The 18,588-nt window shown below is 68.3% G+C and carries 19 protein-coding genes; 14 read left to right on the top strand and 5 right to left on the bottom strand.

Translation table 11 applies throughout. The annotated features are described in order from the left end of the window. The coding region (locus J3476_RS23635) for a transposase (protein ID WP_207068764.1) at positions 1 to 194 on the bottom strand (194 nt) is incomplete at its 3' end. A gap of 401 nt (positions 195 to 595) precedes the next feature. Here J3476_RS23635 and J3476_RS23630 point away from each other — a divergent pair. Beyond that, on the top strand, positions 596 to 907 hold the full coding sequence (locus J3476_RS23630) for a DoxX family protein (RefSeq protein WP_286183612.1): 312 nt from the start codon (positions 596 to 598) through the stop codon (positions 905 to 907). 122 nt (positions 908 to 1,029) lie between these two features. Further along, positions 1,030 to 1,617, top strand: a complete 588-nt coding sequence (locus J3476_RS23625; RefSeq protein ID WP_207068763.1) for a sigma-70 family RNA polymerase sigma factor — start codon at positions 1,030 to 1,032, stop codon at positions 1,615 to 1,617. Positions 1,618 to 1,633: 16 nt separating this feature from the next. On the opposite strand, the gene mtr is transcribed toward J3476_RS23625, so the two are convergent. Beyond that, a complete protein-coding gene (mtr, locus tag J3476_RS23620; RefSeq protein ID WP_207068762.1) occupies positions 1,634 to 3,046 on the bottom strand; it encodes a mycothione reductase in 1,413 nt (470 codons plus the stop codon). Continuing rightward, positions 3,039 to 4,082: an alpha/beta hydrolase gene (locus J3476_RS23615; RefSeq protein WP_207068761.1), complete on the bottom strand. Its 1,044-nt coding sequence runs from the start codon at positions 4,080 to 4,082 to the stop codon at positions 3,039 to 3,041. The genes mtr and J3476_RS23615 overlap by 8 nt, the downstream gene beginning before the upstream one ends. 138 nt (positions 4,083 to 4,220) lie before the next feature. On the opposite strand from J3476_RS23615, the gene mqo reads away from it, so the two are divergent. From mqo to J3476_RS23575, 8 genes are all read left to right on the top strand, one after another. After that, positions 4,221 to 5,777 (top strand): malate dehydrogenase (quinone), encoded by a 1,557-nt coding sequence (gene mqo / locus J3476_RS23610; RefSeq protein WP_207068760.1) that lies wholly within the window; start codon positions 4,221 to 4,223, stop codon positions 5,775 to 5,777. Between the two features lie 13 nt (positions 5,778 to 5,790). Further along, on the top strand, positions 5,791 to 6,237 hold the full coding sequence (locus tag J3476_RS23605) for a GNAT family N-acetyltransferase (protein ID WP_207068759.1): 447 nt from the start codon (positions 5,791 to 5,793) through the stop codon (positions 6,235 to 6,237). Next, positions 6,234 to 8,165 (top strand): magnesium chelatase subunit D family protein, encoded by a 1,932-nt coding sequence (locus tag J3476_RS23600; RefSeq protein WP_207068758.1) that lies wholly within the window; start codon positions 6,234 to 6,236, stop codon positions 8,163 to 8,165. Before J3476_RS23605 ends, J3476_RS23600 begins: the two co-directional genes overlap by 4 nt. 13 nt (positions 8,166 to 8,178) lie before the next feature. Beyond that, complete coding sequence (gene cobO, locus J3476_RS23595) at positions 8,179 to 8,793, top strand: cob(I)yrinic acid a,c-diamide adenosyltransferase (protein ID WP_207068757.1); 615 nt, start codon at positions 8,179 to 8,181, stop codon at positions 8,791 to 8,793. 110 nt (positions 8,794 to 8,903) lie between these two features. Beyond that, positions 8,904 to 10,274, top strand: a complete 1,371-nt coding sequence (locus J3476_RS23590) for a cobyrinate a,c-diamide synthase (protein WP_207068756.1) — start codon at positions 8,904 to 8,906, stop codon at positions 10,272 to 10,274. A gap of 80 nt (positions 10,275 to 10,354) precedes the next feature. Beyond that, on the top strand, positions 10,355 to 11,506 hold the full coding sequence (cobA, locus tag J3476_RS23585) for a uroporphyrinogen-III C-methyltransferase (RefSeq protein WP_163680175.1): 1,152 nt from the start codon (positions 10,355 to 10,357) through the stop codon (positions 11,504 to 11,506). Between the two features lie 33 nt (positions 11,507 to 11,539). Beyond that, positions 11,540 to 13,162 (top strand): MFS transporter, encoded by a 1,623-nt coding sequence (locus tag J3476_RS23580; protein WP_207068755.1) that lies wholly within the window; start codon positions 11,540 to 11,542, stop codon positions 13,160 to 13,162. 79 nt (positions 13,163 to 13,241) lie between these two features. After that, positions 13,242 to 14,996, top strand: coding sequence for a proline--tRNA ligase (locus J3476_RS23575; RefSeq protein WP_207068754.1), 1,755 nt, complete (start codon positions 13,242 to 13,244; stop codon positions 14,994 to 14,996). Between the two features lie 10 nt (positions 14,997 to 15,006). Here the strand turns inward: J3476_RS23575 and J3476_RS23570 are convergent, their stop codons facing one another. Together J3476_RS23570 and J3476_RS23565 are read right to left on the bottom strand one after the other, a co-directional pair. Beyond that, positions 15,007 to 15,492: a ferritin-like domain-containing protein gene (locus tag J3476_RS23570; RefSeq protein WP_207068753.1), complete on the bottom strand. Its 486-nt coding sequence runs from the start codon at positions 15,490 to 15,492 to the stop codon at positions 15,007 to 15,009. Then, a complete protein-coding gene (locus tag J3476_RS23565; RefSeq protein WP_207068752.1) occupies positions 15,489 to 16,025 on the bottom strand; it encodes a hypothetical protein in 537 nt (178 codons plus the stop codon). Before J3476_RS23565 ends, J3476_RS23570 begins: the two co-directional genes overlap by 4 nt. 156 nt (positions 16,026 to 16,181) lie before the next feature. Here J3476_RS23565 and rimP point away from each other — a divergent pair, with 156 nt between their 5' ends. The 4 genes from rimP to J3476_RS23545 form a co-directional block, all read left to right on the top strand. Next, complete coding sequence (rimP, locus tag J3476_RS23560) at positions 16,182 to 16,709, top strand: ribosome maturation factor RimP (protein ID WP_207068750.1); 528 nt, start codon at positions 16,182 to 16,184, stop codon at positions 16,707 to 16,709. Positions 16,710 to 16,711: 2 nt separating this feature from the next. Next, positions 16,712 to 17,767 (top strand): transcription termination factor NusA, encoded by a 1,056-nt coding sequence (gene nusA, locus J3476_RS23555; RefSeq protein ID WP_207068749.1) that lies wholly within the window; start codon positions 16,712 to 16,714, stop codon positions 17,765 to 17,767. Between the two features lie 84 nt (positions 17,768 to 17,851). Further along, a complete protein-coding gene (locus tag J3476_RS23550) occupies positions 17,852 to 18,205 on the top strand; it encodes a YlxR family protein (protein WP_373889111.1) in 354 nt (117 codons plus the stop codon). 77 nt (positions 18,206 to 18,282) lie between these two features. Continuing rightward, positions 18,283 to 18,588, top strand: a 306-nt coding sequence (locus tag J3476_RS23545) for a translation initiation factor IF-2 N-terminal domain-containing protein (protein WP_207068747.1), incomplete at its 3' end; no start/stop codon positions are given.

The following is an 18,588-nucleotide window of genomic DNA, read 5'->3' as shown; positions in this document are numbered from 1 at the left end:
TCCTTGAGCCGCTTGGCGTCGTTGGCCTTCATGCCGCCGTACTGCGCCACCCAGCGATGCCAGGTCGATTCGGCGACCTCCAGATGACGGCACACCTCGGCCAGCTCCTGACCGGAGCCGAGCAGCTTGTTGCCCTCGGCGAGCTTGCGGATGATCTGATCCGGCGTATGCCGCCGCCGCTTGTTCGATGCCATGTCGTTGGTGATTCTTCCTGCCCGAACACTCGGGCAACAGAGTCGCACAACGACTGGACCACTACAGGGGGCTCACCTCACATCCTGGGCAATTGGCCCAGCACCGCGCGACGCGGCCCCTGTTCGTTCACCGGTGCGGACGCCACCCGACCATTGTCGCGACTGTCGGCCCGGCTTTCACGCCCTTCATAGACATCTCATATGTCTGCTCGTGACGACCGGTGTAGGCGCATGTGGATTCCCTATGAGAAGTTCGCTGTCGCCACCACCGGCCAGGAGACTGAGGCGCGTTGCCCCCTCTCACGAAAGGCCCCGGCGATGACCGCTACCGCTTCGCTCGACACCCGGTTGACTGCACACTCCGCCACTGCTCTCGGACTCTTCCGGATTCTCACGGACTGATGTTCACGATGCACGGAACCATGAAGCTCTTCGGCTGGCCGACCGGTTCGCCGGCTGCAGTGGCGGCGTGGCCGATGTGGTGGGCCGGTGTGCTCGAGGCGATTCTCGGTGTCCTCATCGCGATCGGATGGTATGTCCGGGCCGCGGCCTTCGTCGCTTGCGGCATGATGGCCGTCGCGTACTTCTGGATGCATTTTCCCGCGGGATTCTGGCCCGTCGTCAACGGCGGTGAGACCGCGGTGCTCTACTGTTTCGCGTTCCTGCTGTTCGTGTTCCACGGCCCTGGCGCCCTCGGCGTCTCCAGGCGATGACCGTGCCGCCGTTGCGCAACCGGATGCCCGGCGGTTCTTGTGAGTTCGCTATGCGAACCTGGCGCGAAGGCATCTCGCCTCTAGGCTGGAAATTACTGGTAAAAAACAACTTTGGAGGATAAATGGCAATCTTGACCGCCAGGGCCGACGATCACGAGAGCGTGCGGTTCGAGCGTGATGTTCTACCGTTGCTCGACCAGCTCTACCGGGCCGCGCGCCGTTACACCCTCAACGGCGCCGACGCCGAAGACTTGGTGCAAGACACGATGGTCAAGGCCTACAGGTCATTTCACACTTATCAGGACGGCACCAACGTTCTTGCGTGGTTGCTGAGGATCATGACCAACACGTGGATGAACTCGCACCGGCGAGCCCAGTGCCGTCCCAGTGAAGTGCTCTCCGAAGACATCACCGACGCGCAGTGGGTGGCGCACGCTGAGCATCAGTCCACCGGTCTACTGTCCGCCGAACTCGCTGCTCTGGAGGCGCTCGGCGACGACGACGTCAGGGACGCCTTCGCGAGGGTGCCCGAAAGCCAGCGCCTGGCGGTGTACTACGCCGATGTCGAGGGCCTGCCCTATCGCGAGATCGCACACATCCTCGACATCCCGGAGGGGACTGTCATGTCACGGGTGTTTCGCGGTCGACGAGTGCTGCGCGGTCTGCTGGTCGGCGTGGCGGCGGCTCGCGGTTATCTGCGTGCCGCATGAACCGAGGAACGGCAGATCAGTGCCTCCGCGGCGGTGGCCACGGCGGCTCGCCGCACAACGCCAGCAGCGCGTTCTCCACCACCTCCGGCAGCGCCGGGTGGATCCAGTACTGACCACGGGCCATGTCCTGGGCGGGAAGGCCGAACGACATCGCCTGGATGATCGGCTGGATGATCGACGAGGCCTGGTGGCCCATGATGTGTGCGCCGAGCAGCAAGCCGGTGTCGTCGTCGACGATCAGCTTGGCGAATCCGGTGGAATCCTCCATCGCCCAGCCGTAGGCGACGTCGCTGTAGTCCTGGATCTTGGTCTTGAAGCGGTAACCGGCAGCGCGGGCCTGGTTCTCGGTCAACCCGACCGACGCGATCTGCGGTTCGGTGAACACCGCCGAGGGAACATTGGCGTGGTTGGCCGGCATCAGGTTGTCGGTGTCGTCCCACGCTTGCAGCAGGTTGTGCTTGACCACCCGGGCCTCGTGGTTGGCGACGTGCTTGAGTTGATAGGGCGAGCTGACGTCGCCGAGCGCGAACACGTTTCGCGCCGTGGTGCGCTGGTACTCGTCGACAGCGACCAGGCCCGCCGACACCTCCACACCGGCCAGATGCGCGTCGAGTTGATCGCCGTTGGGCACGCGTCCCGTCGCCACCAGCAGCGTGTCGGCACGCACCGTCGACCCGTCGTCCAGATGCAGGGTGACACCCGAGTCGTCCGACGACCCACCCACCAGGTTCCGCCGGCTGCGGATCTCCCATTTGCGGCTGGCGATGTCGGTGAATCGTTCGCAGATCGTGTCGTCGGTGTGGGTGAGCATCGTCGTGCCGCGCAGCACGATCGTTACGTGAGATCCCAGCGCGGAGAAGACGTGGGCGAACTCGGCTGCGACGAACCCGCCACCGACGATCACGATGTGCTCGGGCACCTCAGAGATCCGCATGATCGTGTCGCTGGTGTGGAAGGCCACGCCGCATTCGGCGATCGCAGCAGGCACCGTGGCCCGCGCACCGGCGGCGATGACCACCTGCTCTGCGCTGAACTCGTCGCCGTCGTCGGTGTGCAGCCGATAGCTGCCGTCGTCGTTGCGCGCGCCGAAGCGGGTGTGGCTGGCGAAAACCTCGACGTTCGGTGAGGAACGCCGGTACTGTTCACCGCCGGCGGCCAGCGGGTCGATGCGGCCGAACACCCGGGACACGATGTCGGGCCAGCGCACCCCGTCGACGTGGGCGTCGACCCCGAATCGCGCCGAGTCACGGATCTGCTGGGCCACCCCGGCCGCGTAGACGAACATCTTGGTGGGGATGCATCCGACGTTGAGGCAGGTTCCGCCGAACACCCCCTTCTCACAGATCGCGACGCGCTTGTCGACGTAGCGTTCGTCGAGCAGCGAGTTGCCCGAACCGGTCCCGATGATTGCGATGTCGAAGTCAGCCATGCCCGTCGCTCCCGTCGTTGTCGGCCGGTGCCGCGCACTCGCCTCGATGCTCTGCTCGATACCACTGCAGCCAGCGGTCCAATTCGGTGTACGCCTGCCGCCGCGCCTCGGGCACCGACAGGAACACGTCGTGCTTGGCGTCGGTGATCGGCACGATCGTCGTCCGGTTGCCGATGCATCCCGCCCAGCGGGCGATCTGGGTGACGTCGAGCACCGCGTCACCGCATTGGATGGCGGCGGGGTCGGCCACCTCGCGCACGCTGCGGTCCGAGCGCAGGATCAGGTTGGGCACCCCGACATCGAGGCCCCGGTGCAGCCTGGCCTGCCCGCGTCGGATGGCATGGATCCAGCCCACCTTCACCGGAAATCCGCCGATCGGCTTCCAGGTCAGGTTGTAGTCGAAGTCGCCGTCGTAGTCGCGGTGCAGGGTGGTGCCGTACCCGCCCGTGCCCGGACGGCGCACCACCGTGTGCTTGCGCAGCCGCCCCAGTGCCGACAGCGCCGCCGACGTCGGCGCCGAACGCAGCAACGCATGGCCCTGCAGATCCAGCCACGGGCTGTTGAGCACCAGCCCCGCCACCCCGGCGCGGACGGTGGCGCCTCTGCGTCGCAACCGGTCCAACCACAGTGACGTGATCAACCCACCCGCCGAATGCCCGTAGATCAGCACCCGTGCCGGGGACACGGCCCCCACCGTCGCCAGCGCCCGTTCGAGTTCGACGTCGTAGCGGGCCAGGTCGGTGGTGAAGTGCGGGGTCTGACCGTCGCGGTGCGAGCGCCCACATTTGTGCAGGTCCAGTGCATAGACCCGGAACCCCTGCGAAGCGAGATGATCCGCGAGCTCGGTGTGGAAGAAATAGTCGGTGAAACCGTGCACCACCAGTACCGCGTCACGCGCGCGGTGGGCAGCGTCCTCATCGGGGTGACCCCGGCTCACCAGCGTCGCCACGAGCTCGCCTTCACCGTCGGGGTCGGGGCCGAGTTCGAAGGTCCGCTGCCAATATCCGGGCAGCACGTCGGGCTCCCATCCACGCACGGATGCCACCCTAATGCCGAAAGCGGGTAGACCGGTGCAGTGCGGGGCAGTGGTCGCCACGTGGTGACCACGGCCCGCGGGATAACCTGAACATCGGTAAGCCGTGATCCACGGGCCGCGACGCGAAGGATCGACGAGGTGTCTGAACCAGAGAAGACCGACGTCCTGCTGGTAGGGGCGGGGATCATGAGCGCGACGCTCAGTACGCTGCTGCGACTGGTAGAGCCGGACTGGTCGATGACGCTGGTCGAACGGCTCGACGGCGCCGCCGCCGAGAGCAGTGATGCCTGGAACAATGCCGGCACCGGGCACTCGGCGTTGTGTGAGTTGAACTACACCCCGGCTCGCCCCGACGGCACCATCGACATCTCCAAGGCTGTCAACGTCAACGAGCAGTTTCAGGTGTCGCGACAGTTCTGGGCCTACGCGGTCGAGAACGGGGTGCTGCCCGACGTCCGCAGCTTCCTGAACCCCATCCCGCACGTGAGCTTCGTGCAGGGCGCCGACAACGTGGACTATCTGCGCCGACGCTACGAGGCGTTGGTCTCCAATCCGCTGTTCGCCTCGATGGAGTTCATCGACGACCGCGACGAGTTCACCCGCCGGCTGCCGCTGATGGCCGCGGGCCGCGACTTCTCCGAGCCCGTCGGGCTGAACTGGACCCAGGACGGCACCGACGTCGACTTCGGCGCGCTGTCGCGTCAGCTGATCGGTTTCGGTGCCAAACAAGGCATGTCGACGTTGTTCGGCCACGAGGTCTCCGACCTGAAGCAGAACTCCGACGGAACGTGGCGCGTGCAGGTCGTCAACCGCCGCACCGACCGCAAGCGCACCTTCCACGCCAAGTTCGTCTTCGTCGGCGCCGGCGGTGGCGCGCTGCCGCTGTTGCAGAAGGCCGGCATCAAAGAAGCCAAGGGATTCGGTGGGTTCCCGGTGGGCGGCCAGTGGCTGCGCAGCGGCAATTCCGCGCTGACTGCCGGGCATCAGGCCAAGGTGTACGGGCTGCCGCCGCTGGGTGCGCCGCCGATGTCGGTGCCCCACCTGGACACTCGCGTCATCAACCGGCGTTCGTGGCTGTTGTTCGGACCGTTCGCGGGCTGGTCGCCGAAATTCCTGAAGCAGGGCAAGGTCACCGATCTCCCGTTCTCGGTGCGGCCGGACAACCTGGTGTCGATGCTCGGTGTCGGCATGACCGAGATGGGTCTGCTGAAGTACCTGATCGGCCAGCTGCTGCTCAGCGAGTCGGCGCGGGTGGACACGCTGCGCGAATTCGTGCCCAGTGCGCGAGATTCCGACTGGGAGCTCGACATCGCCGGACAGCGGGTGCAGGTCATTCGCAAGGCAAAGGGCAAGGGCGGTGTGTTGGAGTTCGGCACCACCGTGCTCTCGGCGTCCGACGGCAGCATCGCAGGGCTGCTCGGCGCCTCGCCCGGCGCCTCCACCGCGGTGCCGGCCATGCTCGACGTCATGCAACGGTGTTTCGGCGACCGCTACGAGAGCTGGCAGTCCAAGCTCACCGAGATGGTGCCGTCGCTGGGTACTCCGCTGTCGGGTGAGCCCGCGCTGTTCGAGGAAGTCTGGTCGTGGGGAACCAAGGTGCTCAAGCTGGACAAGCCGGCCAGCGGGGTACCCGACGTGCCCGGTGACGTGTCGGTCGCGGGAACCGGTCATTCGGCCACCTCGGCGACCGCATGACGGTGACTGCTTGATGACAGTCGCGCTGCGCCGCAGCTGGGCCAAGGATCTCGACGCCGCCACGCTCTACGAGTTGCTCAAATTGCGTGTCGAGGTGTTCGTGGTCGAGCAGGCCACCCCGTATCCCGAGTTGGACGGGCGGGACCTGCTGGCTGAGACGCGGCACTTCTGGCTGGAAAACTCTGAGGGACAGGTGGTTTCGACGTTGCGACTGATGGAGGAGCACCCCGGCGGGCAGAAGGCGTTCCGGATCGGGCGGGTGTGCACCAAGCGCAGCGATCGCGGACACGGACACACCGCCCGACTGTTGACGGCGGCGCTGGCCGAAGTCGGCGACTACCCCTGCCACATCAACGCCCAGACCTATCTGGTGGAGATGTATGGCAGGCACGGATTCGTCCGCGCCGGTGACGAATTCCTCGACGACGGCATTCCGCACGTGTCCATGGTGAAGCCATGACCGTCGCCGACCGTGTCGACGTCAACTACCCGTTCAGTGCGCTGGTCGGGCACGACCGCCTTCGGCTGGCGCTGGTGTTGTGCGCCGTGCGGCCCGACATCGGCGGAGTGCTGATCCGCGGTGAGAAGGGCACCGCGAAGTCGACCGCGGTCCGCGGGCTGGCGCAGGTGCTGACCACGGCTTTCCAGGACTCCGGCGGCGGACACCTGGTGGAGTTGCCGATCGGGGCGACCGAGGACAGGGTGATCGGCTCCATCGACTTGCAGAAGGTGCTGCGCGACGGCGAGCACGCCTTCTCGCCGGGCCTGCTGGCCCGTGCCCACCGCGGCGTTCTCTATGTCGACGAGGTCAACCTGCTGCACGACCACCTCGTCGACATCCTGCTCGACGCCGCCGCCATGGGCCGGGTGCACATCGAACGTGACGGGGTCTCGCACAGTCACGAGGCCCGGTTCGTGTTGATCGGCACCATGAATCCCGAAGAGGGGGAGTTGCGTCCGCAGTTGCTGGACCGTTTCGGGCTCACCGTCGACGTCGCGGCCTCCCGCGATGTCGACGTGCGCACCGACGTGATCCGGCAGCGACTCGCGTTCGAAGCCGACCCGGCCGCATTCGCCGCGAGGTATGCCGGCGAGGATGCCGCGCTGGCCGCCCGCATCGCCGAAGCGCGCGCCTTGCTGGCAGAGGTGACGTTGCCGGACAACGAGTTACGGCGCATCGCAGCGTTGTGTGCGGCATTCGACGTCGACGGCATGCGCGCTGATCTGGTGGTCGCGCGCACCGCGGTGGCGCACGCCGCCTGGCGGGGGGCCACCACCGTCGACGAGCACGACATCCGGGTGGCCGCCGAACTGGCTTTGCCGCACCGCCGGCGCCGCGATCCGTTCGACGACCCTGGCCTGGACCCCGAACGTCTCGATGACGCCATGGAGCAGGCCGCCGATGCCGCCGACGAGCAGCCCGAGCCTCCGCCGGACCCGCCGGGAGGTGGCCAGGACACCGCTGACGAGCAGGGTGCCCAAGCACCGCAACAGGATTCGTCGTCCTCGTCGTCCTCGTCGCCGTCGTCGGAGTCGCAGCCCCGACCGAACGGTGGGGGTGCGCCGCCGCGCACGAGCGCTCCTCCCTCGGCGCAGTTCCGCACCCGCCCGCTGGTCGTGCCCGGTATCGGCGAGGGTGCGCCCGGTCGTCGTTCGCGCGCCAGAAACCGCACCGGCACGGTCGTTTCGGCGGCCACCGACCCCGGCGCCGGACACGGCGTGCATCTGTTCGCGACCGTGCAGGCCGCGGCGGGAAGGCAGACCGGGGTCGGTCGACTGCGGGTTGTCCCCGACGATGTGCGCCGAGCGGTTCGCGAGGGGCGCGAGGGCAACCTGGTCATCTTCGTCGTGGACGCCTCGGGCTCGATGGCTGCCCGCGACCGGATGTCGGCGGTGGGAGGCGCGACGCTGTCGCTGCTGCGGGATGCCTACCAGCGACGGGACAAGGTCGCGGTCATCACGTTCCGCCAGCAGGATGCGCAGGTGGTGCTGCCCCCGACGTCGTCGGTGCACATCGCCAGCCGGCGGCTGGCGCAGTTCCAGACCGGGGGCCGCACACCGCTGGCGCAGGGCCTGCTCGCCGCCCGGGACATGGTGGTGCGGGAACGAGCCCGCGACCGGGCGCGGCGCAGCCTGGTGGTCGTGCTCACCGACGGGCGTGCCACCGGTGGGGTGGACCCGCTCGACCGGGCCCGCGCCGCGGCGACCCGGCTGCTGGCCGAGGGGGCGGCGGCCGTGGTCGTGGACTGCGAGACATCCTTTGTCAGGTTGGGTTTGGCCGAAGACCTGGCCCGACACCTCAACGCACCGGCGGTGCGTCTGGACCAGCTGCGGGCCGACGATCTGTCCGCCCTGGTGAAATCCCAGGCCGGCCGGGGCGCCGCGTAGAAAGGTCTGCCCGATGCCACAGGGTCAACCACTGGCTGTTCCCCGTGACGGATTGACGACGCGTCAGCGGCGCAACGCTCCGCTGTTGGCCGTGCACACCGGCCCGGGTAAGGGCAAGTCGACGGCCGCGTTCGGAATGGCGCTGCGTGCCTGGAATCAGGGCTTCGACATCGCGGTCTTCCAGTTCGTCAAGAGCGCGAAGTGGAAGGTCGGCGAAGAGACCGCGCTGACCGAACTCGGCCGGGCACATGAGGAACGCGGCGTCGGTGGTCCCGTCGAGTGGCACAAGATGGGCTCGGGATGGTCGTGGTCGCGCAAGGCGGGCACCGAGGATGACCATGCCGCCGCCGCGGCGGAGGGTTGGGCCGAGATCGCCCGCCGACTGGCCGAGCAACGACACGACTTCTATGTGCTCGACGAGTTCACCTATCCACTGAAATGGGGTTGGGTCGACGTCGACGAGGTGGTCGCCACGTTGGCGGAGCGTCCGGGCAGCCAGCACGTGGTGATCACCGGCCGCGACGCACCGGCGGCGCTGCTCGATGCGGCGGACCTCGTGACCGAGATGACGAAGGTGAAGCATCCGATGGATGCGGGCCGCAAAGGCCAGAAAGGGATCGAGTGGTGAGCGCAGCGAACCACGACAGACAGGCGGGCGAGTGGTGAGCGCAGCGAACCACGACAGACAGGCGGGCGAGTGGTGAGCGCAGCGAACCACGACAGACAGGCGGGCGAGTGGTGAGCACCCCGGCGGTCGTGATCGCCGCTCCCGCCTCGGGCAGCGGCAAGACCACGGTGGCGACCGGCCTGATGGGCGCGTTGCGTGCGGCCCGCCGCCGGGTGGCGCCGTTCAAGGTGGGGCCGGACTTCATCGACCCCGGCTATCACGGGCTGGCGTCGGGACGCCCGGGCCGCAACCTGGATCCGGTTCTCGTTGGTGACTCGTTGATCGGTCCGCTGTTCCGGCACGGCAGCGACGATGCCGACATCGCGGTCGTCGAGGGCGTCATGGGTCTGTTCGACGGCCGCATCAGTCCGACCGCCCCCGGTCCCGCCCACGGCTCCACGGCCCAGGTGGCCGCGATGCTCGGGGCTCCGGTGATCCTCGTCGTGGATGCCCGCGGACAGAGCCACAGCGTCGCCGCCCTGCTGCACGGCTTTGCGACTTTCGACCACAGTGTGAGGTTGGCGGGGGTGATCCTCAACCGGGTCGGCTCCGCTCGCCACGACGAGGTGCTGCGGCAGGCGTGTGAACATGCCGGCGTACCGGTCCTGGGGTCCATCCCGCGGGCCGACGAGCTGACGGTGCCGTCCCGGCATCTGGGTCTGGTGACCGCGGTCGAGCACGGCAACCTGGCCAGCGCGGCGGTGGATGCGATGGCTGGCCTGGTCGCTCGCCACGTCGACCTGGACGCCGTCGCCGCGGTGGCGGCCAGCGGTGTCACCGCACCGCCGTGGGATGCGGCCGTGTGCGAACCGATTGCCGGCGGGGTGACCGTGGCCATGGCCGCGGGCAAGGCGTTCACGTTCAACTACGCCGAGCACGTGGAGGTGTTGCGGGCGGCAGGCGCGACGGTCGTCGGCTTCGACCCGCTGACCGATCCGCTGCCCGACGCGACGGCGGCCCTCGTGCTGCCTGGTGGTTTCCCCGAACAGTTCGGCCCGCAGTTGTCGGCCAACGACATCGTCCGTTCCCAGATTCGCGCCCTGGCTGTGCGGGGGGCGCCGGTGCACGCCGAGTGCGCCGGCCTCACCTACCTGGTCGACGACCTGGACGGGCAACCGATGTGCGGGGTGCTGGCGGGCTCTGCGACGTTCACCGACACGTTGACGCTGGGATACCGCGACGCCGTCGCGGTTGGTGACTCGCCGCTGCACCGCGTCGGCGACCGGGTGGTCGGTCATGAGTTCCATCGCACCGCGGTCCAGTTCACCGGAGATCGTCAGCCGGCGTGGCGGTTCGCCGGGCGAGGCGGCCACATCGTCGACGACGGCGCTGTCCGTGCCGGCGTGCACGCGGGCTATCTGCACACCCATCCAGCGGCTCATCCGGACGCCGTCGCCCGGTTCGTCTCCGCGGCGGCGGCAGCCTCTAGGCTCGCCGGGTGACCTCCGCCCACGCGAGGAGCGAAGCGAGCTCCGAGAACGCCTACCTGGTGGGTTTACGGCTCACCGGCAAGAAGGTCGTCATGGTCGGCGGCGGCACGGTCGCGCAGCGCCGGCTGCCGCTTCTGGTCGCCAGCGGCGCGGACGTGCACGTGATCGCCATCTCCGCGACGCCCGCGGTCGAGGCGATCGACGGGATCACACTGAACCTACGGGAGTTCCGCACGGGCGACCTTGACGGAGCCTGGTACGCCATCGCCGCGACGGACGACCCCGACGTCAACGCCGCCATCGTCGCGGAGGCCGAAGCCCGGCACATCTTCTGCGTCCGCGCCGACATCGCGCGCGAGGGCACGGCCGTCACCCCAGCCTCCTTCGAGTACGAGGGGTTGGCGGTAGGCGTGCTCGCCGGTGGCGAGCATCGGCGGTCGGCAGCGATCCGTTCGGCCATCCACGAAGCGCTCCAGCAGGGTGTCATCGCCAGGGACGACTCCGTGACCCCCGGTGTGGTCCGTGGCGGTGTCGCACTGGTCGGTGGTGGCCCGGGAGACCCGGAGTTGGTGACGGTGCGCGGTCGCCGGTTGTTGGCTCACGCCGACGTCGTGGTGGCCGACCGCCTCGCGCCGCAGGAACTGCTGGCCGAACTGTCCCCGGACGTCGAGGTGATAGACGCCGCGAAGATCCCCTACGGCCGCTCGATGGCCCAGGACGCCATCAACAGCGTTCTCGTCGACCGCGCCAAGGAAGGCAAGTTCGTGGTGCGACTCAAGGGCGGCGACCCGTTCGTCTTCGCGCGCGGCCAAGAGGAGATCATCGCGTGCGCCGAGGCCGGGATTCCGGTGACCGTGGTACCCGGTGTGACCAGCGCCATAGGGGTTCCTGCGCTGGCGGGGGTACCCGTCACCCACCGGGCGATGACGCACGAGTTCGTGGTGGTCAGCGGACATGTTGCGCCGGAGCACCCCGAATCGTTAGTGAATTGGGATGCACTGGCCGCGATGCGGGGCACAATCGTCTTGTTGATGGCGGTCGAGCGGATCGAACTGTTTGCCAGAGTTCTTCGGGAGGGGGGACGCCCTGCTGATACCCCTGTTCTAGTGGTGCAACAGGGCACGACGTCGGCTGAACGCACTTTGCGGGCGACGCTTGCCGATGCGCCGGAGAGAATCCGTGCCGAGGGCATCAGGCCGCCGGCGATCATCGTCATCGGGGCGGTGGCAGCCTTCGGCGCCTAAAGGATTCTTAAGAGTACTGTAAGGTAACCTGTTATGACGGCTCTCAACGATGCGGAGCGTGCCGCCATCCACCGTGATTCTGAAGGCGAAAGCCAGCGAGGCTCGAGACGAGCCGGTGACCGTGCGTTGCCGGAACGCGCGCCCACGCTGGGCGGGCAGGGTGCCGACACTCAACGACCTGGCAGGTCGCCGGCGGCGTGGCTGCCATCGCGGCGCTTCATCGCTGCGGTCATCGCGATCGGCGGCATGCAGCTGCTGGCCACGATGGACAGCACCATCGCCATCGTCGCGCTCCCCAAGATCCAGGACGAGCTGAACCTCTCCGACGCCGGTCGAAGCTGGGTCATCACCGCCTACGTGTTGACGTTCGGCGGGTTGATGCTGCTCGGCGGACGGCTCGGCGACACCATCGGCCGCAAGCGCACCTTCATCGTCGGCGTCACGCTGTTCACGATCGCGTCGGTGTTGTGCGGCATCGCCTGGGACGAGGCGACGCTGGTCATCGCTCGGCTGTTGCAGGGTGTGGGCGCCGCGATCGCCTCCCCGACCGCGCTGGCGCTGATCGCGACCACCTTCCCCAAGGGACCCGCCCGCAATGCGGCCACCGCGGTGTTCGCCGCGATGACCGGAGTCGGTTCGGTGATGGGCCTCGTTGTCGGCGGTGCGTTGACCGAGGTCTCGTGGCGGCTGGCGTTCCTGGTCAACGTGCCCATCGGCCTGCTGATGATCTATCTGGCCCGCAAGACGCTGCGGGAGACCAACCGCGAGCGTCTCAAGCTCGACGCCGCCGGCGCGCTGCTGGCCACGCTGGGATGTACCGCTGCGGTGTTCGGCTTCTCGATGGGGCCCGAGCAGGGCTGGTTGTCGCCGTTGACGCTGGGTTCCGGCGTGATCGCGGTGGCCGCGTTCGTGGGCTTCCTGATCGTCGAACGCACAGCGGAGAACCCGGTGGTGCCGTTCAGCTTGTTCCATGACCGCAACCGGGTGGCGACCTTCGCGGCCATCTTCCTGGCCGGCGGTGTCATGTTCACGCTGACCGTGCTGATCGGCCTCTATGTGCAGGACATCATGGGCTACAGCGCCCTGCGGGCGGGCATCGGCTTCATCCCGTTCGTGATCGCACTCGGTATCGGCCTGGGGCTGTCCTCGGCGCTGGTGTCGAAGTTCCCCCCGCGGGTGCTGGTCATCTCCGGCGGCGTGCTCGTGCTCGGCGCGATGATCTACGGATCCACGCTCGACGCCGACATTCCGTACTTCCCGAACCTGGTCTTCCCGATCACCGTCGGTGGCCTCGGCATCGGCATGATCGTGGTCCCGCTGATGATCTCCGCCATCGCCGGAGTCGGCTTCGACCAGATCGGTCCCGTGTCGGCGATCGCGTTGATGCTGCAGAACCTCGGTGGACCTGTCGTGCTCGCCGTCATCCAGGCGGTCATCACCTCGCGCACCCTCTATCTCGGGGGCACCACCGGGCCGGTCAGCGACATGAACGCCGCGCAGCTGCACGCGCTCGATCAGGGCTACACCTACGGCCTGCTGTGGGTGGCCGCGGTCGCCGTCGTCGTCGGCGCTGCCGCGCTGTTCATCGGCTACACGGCTCAGCAGGTGGCGCATGCGCAGGAAGTCAAGGACGCGATCGACGCCGGAGAGCTTTAGCTCGACATTGGGCTGGGGAGAGCTTCAGCTCGACATCGGGCTGGGGAGAGCGTCACTGCGATCAGTAAGGTGGTCGCTCGTGATCACCCGCATGTCCGAGCTGTTCCTGCGCACCTTGCGCGACGACCCGGCCGACGCCGAGGTCCCCAGCCACAAGCTGCTCATCAGGGCGGGCTACGTCCGCCCCATCGGGCCGGGGCTGTACAGCTGGCTGCCGCTGGGTCTGCGGGTGCTGCGCAAGATCGAGAAGATCGTGCGCGACGAGATGACCGCGATCGGCGGCCAGGAGATCCTGTTCCCCGCCCTGCTGCCGCGTGCGCCGTATGAGACCACGAACCGCTGGACCGAATACGGCGACAATCTGTTCCGGCTGGCTGACCGCCGCGGCAACGACTACCTGCTGGGTCCGACCCACGAGGAACTCTTCACGATGACCGTGAAGGGGGAGTACAGCTCCTACAAGGACTTCCCGCTGGTGCTGTTCCAGATCCAGACCAAGTACCGCGACGAGGCCAGGCCGCGCGCCGGCATCCTGCGCGGACGCGAGTTCATCATGAAGGACTCCTACTCGTTCGACGTCGACGAGGACGGCCTCAAGAGCGCCTACCATGCTCACCGCGAGGCCTATCAGCGCATCTTCGGCCGCCTCGGCGTGAACTATGTGATCGTCTCGGCGGTGTCGGGGGCGATGGGGGGCAGCGCGTCGGAGGAGTTCCTGGCTGAAAGCGCCGTGGGCGAGGACACCTTCGTGCGGTGCATGCAGTCGGGTTACGCCGCCAACGTCGAAGCGGTGCTCACCGCGGTTCCCCCGACGATCCCCATCGAAGGCCAGCCTGCGGCCACGGTCTACGACACGCCGGACGCGCCGACGATCGCCACGCTGGTCGACTGGGCCAACTCGGCCGGCCTGCCACAGTTCGCCGACCGTGAGGTCGCGGGCGCGGACACGTTGAAGAACGTGCTGCTCAAGGTCCGCCAGCCCGGCGGCGACTGGGAGTTGCTGGCCATCGGCGTGCCCGGTGACCGTGAGGTCGACGACAAGCGCCTGGGCGCTGCATTAGAGCCGGCAGAGTACGCACTGCTCGACGACGCGGACTTCGCCAAGCATCCGTTCCTGGTGAAGGGCTACGTCGGACCCAAGGCGCTGCTGGCCAACGGTGTGCGCTACCTCGTCGATCCCAGGGTGGTCGACGGGACGTCCTGGATCACCGGCGCCGACGAGCCGAACAAGCACGTTGTCGGCCTCGTGGCCGGGCGTGACTTCACCCCGGACGGCACGATCGAGGCCGCCGAGGTGCGCGACGGCGACCCGTCCCCCGACGGCGCGGGGCCGCTGGTGTCGGCGCGGGGCATCGAGATCGGCCACATCTTCCAGTTGGGCCGCAAGTACACCGACGCGTTCTCGGCCGACGTCTTGGGCGAGGACGGCAAGCCGGTCCGGCTGACCATGGGCTCTTACGGGATCGGCGTGTCGCGGCTGGTGGCCGTCATCGCCGAGCAGCACCATGACGACCTCGGGTTGCGTTGGCCCTCGACGGTGTCGCCGTTCGACGTGCACCTGGTGATCGCCAACAAGGACGCCGAAGCCCGTGCGGGCGCCCTGGAATTGGCCGCCGATCTCGATGTGCTGGGCACCGAGGTACTGCTCGACGACCGGACGGCATCTCCCGGGGTGAAGTTCAAGGACGCCGAGTTGCTCGGGGTGCCATGGGTGGTCGTGGTGGGCCGCGGCTGGGCCGACGGCGTGGTGGAGCTGCGTAACCGGTTCAGCGGCGACAAGCGCGACGTTGCGGTCGACTCGGCGGCGGCGGAGATCGCCCGGGCCATCGCCTGACGAGCGCGGCCTACTCCGAGCCGCCCGGAAAGGCCACGGTGACCGGTGTCTCGCCCATGAGGCGTCGCCAACGCGCCGCGGTGACCGCGCATTCGGTCAGTGCGGTGACCCCGAAGGCCCGCACCGTCTGGTCGTCGGCCTGCTCGATGACTGCCCGCCACGCCACGGCGGCGTCTTGTTCCATGGTGACGGCCAGTTCGGCGGCTTGGCGGGGATCGTCGACCTCGCCCGGCAGCCGGTAGCCGGCGGCGGGCAGCGGGGCCGCCACGCCGCGCTCCTCCATCAGCGCGATCGCGGCTTCGCGGCGGGCCCGGTGTTCGTTCATCGCATCGGCGACCAGATAGTTCCGGTCGAATGTCGAGTGCGCCGACACGATCCCGTAGCCGTAGATGGCAGCGTGCTCGACCTCCAGTGCGTCGTAGAGCGCACCGTCGGCCGCTCCGTCCGGGCGGGACGGTTCCGGTTGTGTGGACGAGGAGGTGGTTGGAGTGGTCATGACGTCTCTCCGAGCGGGGTGAGCGCGACGGTGTAGGCGGCGGTGCACGCCGCGGCGATCGAGCCGAGCAGCCCGGCCCGGTAGCCGGACAGGGCAGTGGCCGAGGTGGTTGCGCTCTCCGCCGAGGTGCGCAGGGCGCCGACGACGTCGTCGACGGTGGGCGGTGGGTCTGCGACCGAGGCCGTCGACGAGGTGGTCGTCGTGGTGGTGCTGACCGTGACGCTGGTGGACGGTGCCGCCTGTCCGGTGAGCCGCACGATCTCGTCGGCGAGCGCGTCGGCGTGCGCGGAGCGTTCGGCTGCGACCGCGTCGAGCGCCTGGGCGACGGGTCCGCGTATCCGCTCGGCGACCTCGGTGGCCAGCTGGCTGTCGGCGCGGGCCCGGTCCAGCGCGGTGGTCAGGTCGTCGAGGTCGGGTGGCGGCGGGGCGGTGCCGCAGGCCGCCACTGTCAGCCCCGCGGCGGCCAGCGCCGTGGCGCCGAGCAGCAGGTGTCGACGGCTGATGGTCGGGGTGGGGCTCGGCACGAGCAACATCCTGCCATCGGGCCGGTGACGCTCCGGGCAGCACCGGTGGTCGTTTCCTTTTGGCGTTTGGGCCCCCGCGGCTGGCGTATCGTGGTGACTCGGGTTCGCGGGAGCACGATCGATCCTGCGCACCGGGTCCGGACAACTCAAGACGAGGAGCTCGCCGTGGTAGAGCGGTCCAGTCGACTGCCGTCGCAACGACAGGTGATCGAACTGCTCGAGGGCGAATTCGCGCGCGCGGGCTATGACATCGAAGATGTCGTGATCGACACGTCCGCCCGTCCGCCGCGGATCGCGGTGGTGGCCGACGGTGACGACGGGCTGGACCTGGATACGATCGCCGCGCTGTCACGGACAGCGTCGGAGTTGCTCGACGACATGGACACCTCGCCCTACGTGCTCGAGGTGACCTCCCCGGGAGTGGACCGACCCTTGACGACGCCGACGCACTTCCGTCGGGCGCGGGGACGTCGGGTGGAGATCACGTTGACCGACGGCGCGACGGTATCCGGTCGGCTCGGTGACTGCGGCGACGAGACGGTGGCGCTGGTGGTGCGCCAAGGCGCCCGGGCAGATCTGGCCGTGCACGAGATCGCGCTGAACACGATCGTCAACGCGGTCGTCCAGGTGGAGTTCTCGCCGCCGAATCCGCGGGAGCTGGAATTGGCCGGCCTGGCCGGAGAGGAAACCTGAGCGTGAACATCGACATGGCTGCCTTGCATGCGATCGAGGCGGACAAGGGGATCTCGGTCGACGTCGTGGTCGAGACCATCAAGTCAGCGCTGCTGACCGCGTACCGGCACACCGAGGGGCACGAGCCCGACGCCCGCATCGACATCGACCGCAAGACCGGTGTGGTGAAGGTGATGGCGCGCCAGACCGACGAGGACGGCAACGTCCTGCACGAGTGGGACGACACCCCGGAGGGTTTCGGCCGCATCGCGGCGACCACCGCGCGCCAGGTCATCCTGCAGCGGCTGCGCGACGCCGAGAACGAGAAGAACTACGGCGAGTTCTCCGCCCGTGAGGGCGACATCGTCGCCGGTGTCATCCAGCGGGACGCTCGAGCCAACGCCCGCGGCCTGGTGGTGGTGCGGATGGGTAGCGAGACCAAGGGCTCCGAAGGTGTCATCCCGGCGGCCGAGCAGGTGCCGGGGGAGAGCTACGAGCACGGTGACCGGTTGCGCTGTTATGTGGTGGGCGTGACCCGGGGCGCCCGGGAACCGCTGATCACGCTGTCGCGGACGCACCCGAACCTGGTGCGCAAACTCTTTGCGCTGGAGGTACCCGAGATCGCCGACGGGTCCGTCGAGATCATCGCGGTGGCCAGGGAGGCCGGGCACCGCTCCAAGATCGCCGTGACGTCGCGGATGCCGGGCCTCAACGCCAAGGGCGCCTGCATCGGCCCGATGGGGCAGCGGGTGCGCAACGTGATGAGTGAACTCTCCGGCGAGAAGATCGACATCATCGACTACGACGAGGACCCCGCACGGTTCGTCGCCAACGCACTGTCGCCGGCCAAGGTGGTCTCGGTCACGGTGATCGACGAAGCCAACCGTGCCGCGCGCGTCATCGTGCCGGATTTCCAGTTGTCGCTGGCCATCGGCAAAGAGGGGCAGAACGCGCGCCTGGCCGCCCGGCTCACCGGATGGCGCATCGACATCCGCAGCGACGATGCGGACAGCCAGCGTCCGGAGCACCGTCGCGAACCCCGTTCCGACGCCGCGCACGGCGCTGTCGGCGAGCGCTGATCCACGCCGCGTCCGACCGGTTTTCAGTTTGGCGACGCGGTGACGGTAGACTCAGCCGTGGTCCAGCGCGAGGAATCGGCACGGATGCAGCGAAGCAAGCCCCCACCAGGGCCGGTGCGAACCTGCATCGGATGCCGAAAACGAGAGCTGGCCGTCGAATTGCTTCGAGTAGTAGCTGTCGACAGTGGGGACGGCCCAGGGAATGGCCAGGTCGTCGTGATTGTTGACACAGCGAAAGCACTTCCGGGGCGGGGTGCCTGGTTGCATCCCCGATCGGAATGTCTGCACGCGGCGGTCCGGCGGCGAGCGTTCGGCCGGGCGCTGCGGATCACCGGTTCACCGGACATCACCGCGGTGATCGAGCGTTTCGATTCGTCGGAGCGTCCGGACACGGCGGCACCTAGAGAACAGGTAGCGAAGAACATGAGCACACCGTGAAGTCCCGATGACCATGCGTCATAGCTAAACCGAGGCGCGGCGCCTACCACCGCTGTCGCCTCTAGACAGGAGATGTAGTGGCAGGTAAGGCCCGTGTGCACGAGTTGGCCAAGGAACTCGGTGTCACCAGCAAGCAAGTGCTCGCCCGTCTGAGCGAACAGGGCGAATTCGTCAAATCCGCGTCCTCCACCGTGGAGGCCCCCGTAGCGCGCCGTCTGCGCGAGTCGTTCGGCGGCAACAAGCCCGCCGGCGACAAGGGCCGCAGCGGCGGCGCCGCTGCCGCGAACGGCGCGCCGGCCCAGCCGGCTGCCCCCGAGCGGCCTGCCGCGCCCAAACCTGGCCCGCCGCAGGCGACCAAGCCCGGCCCCACCCCGGCGCCGCCC

The sequence above is a fragment of the Mycobacterium sp. PO1 genome (assembly GCF_017312405.1).
In the GTDB taxonomy this organism is placed as follows: domain Bacteria; phylum Actinomycetota; class Actinomycetes; order Mycobacteriales; family Mycobacteriaceae; genus Mycobacterium.
The sequence above is the reverse complement of the archived record's forward strand: the minus strand, read 5'-3'. Positions and strand labels throughout refer to the sequence as shown.

Coding starts and splice junctions, on each gene's coding strand:
- J3476_RS23630 (WP_286183612.1), top strand. CDS start 596: ATGTTCACGATGCACGGAACCATGAAGCTCTTCGGCTGGCCGACCGGT.
- J3476_RS23625 (WP_207068763.1), top strand. CDS start 1,030: ATGGCAATCTTGACCGCCAGGGCCGACGATCACGAGAGCGTGCGGTTC.
- mtr (WP_207068762.1), bottom strand. CDS start 3,046: ATGGCTGACTTCGACATCGCAATCATCGGGACCGGTTCGGGCAACTCG.
- J3476_RS23605 (WP_207068759.1), top strand. CDS start 5,791: ATGACAGTCGCGCTGCGCCGCAGCTGGGCCAAGGATCTCGACGCCGCC.
- J3476_RS23600 (WP_207068758.1), top strand. CDS start 6,234: ATGACCGTCGCCGACCGTGTCGACGTCAACTACCCGTTCAGTGCGCTG.
- cobO (WP_207068757.1), top strand. CDS start 8,179: ATGCCACAGGGTCAACCACTGGCTGTTCCCCGTGACGGATTGACGACG.
- cobA (WP_163680175.1), top strand. CDS start 10,355: ATGGTCGGCGGCGGCACGGTCGCGCAGCGCCGGCTGCCGCTTCTGGTC.
- J3476_RS23580 (WP_207068755.1), top strand. CDS start 11,540: ATGACGGCTCTCAACGATGCGGAGCGTGCCGCCATCCACCGTGATTCT.
- J3476_RS23570 (WP_207068753.1), bottom strand. CDS start 15,492: ATGACCACTCCAACCACCTCCTCGTCCACACAACCGGAACCGTCCCGC.
- J3476_RS23565 (WP_207068752.1), bottom strand. CDS start 16,025: ATGTTGCTCGTGCCGAGCCCCACCCCGACCATCAGCCGTCGACACCTG.
- J3476_RS23550 (WP_373889111.1), top strand. CDS start 17,852: ATGCAGCGAAGCAAGCCCCCACCAGGGCCGGTGCGAACCTGCATCGGA.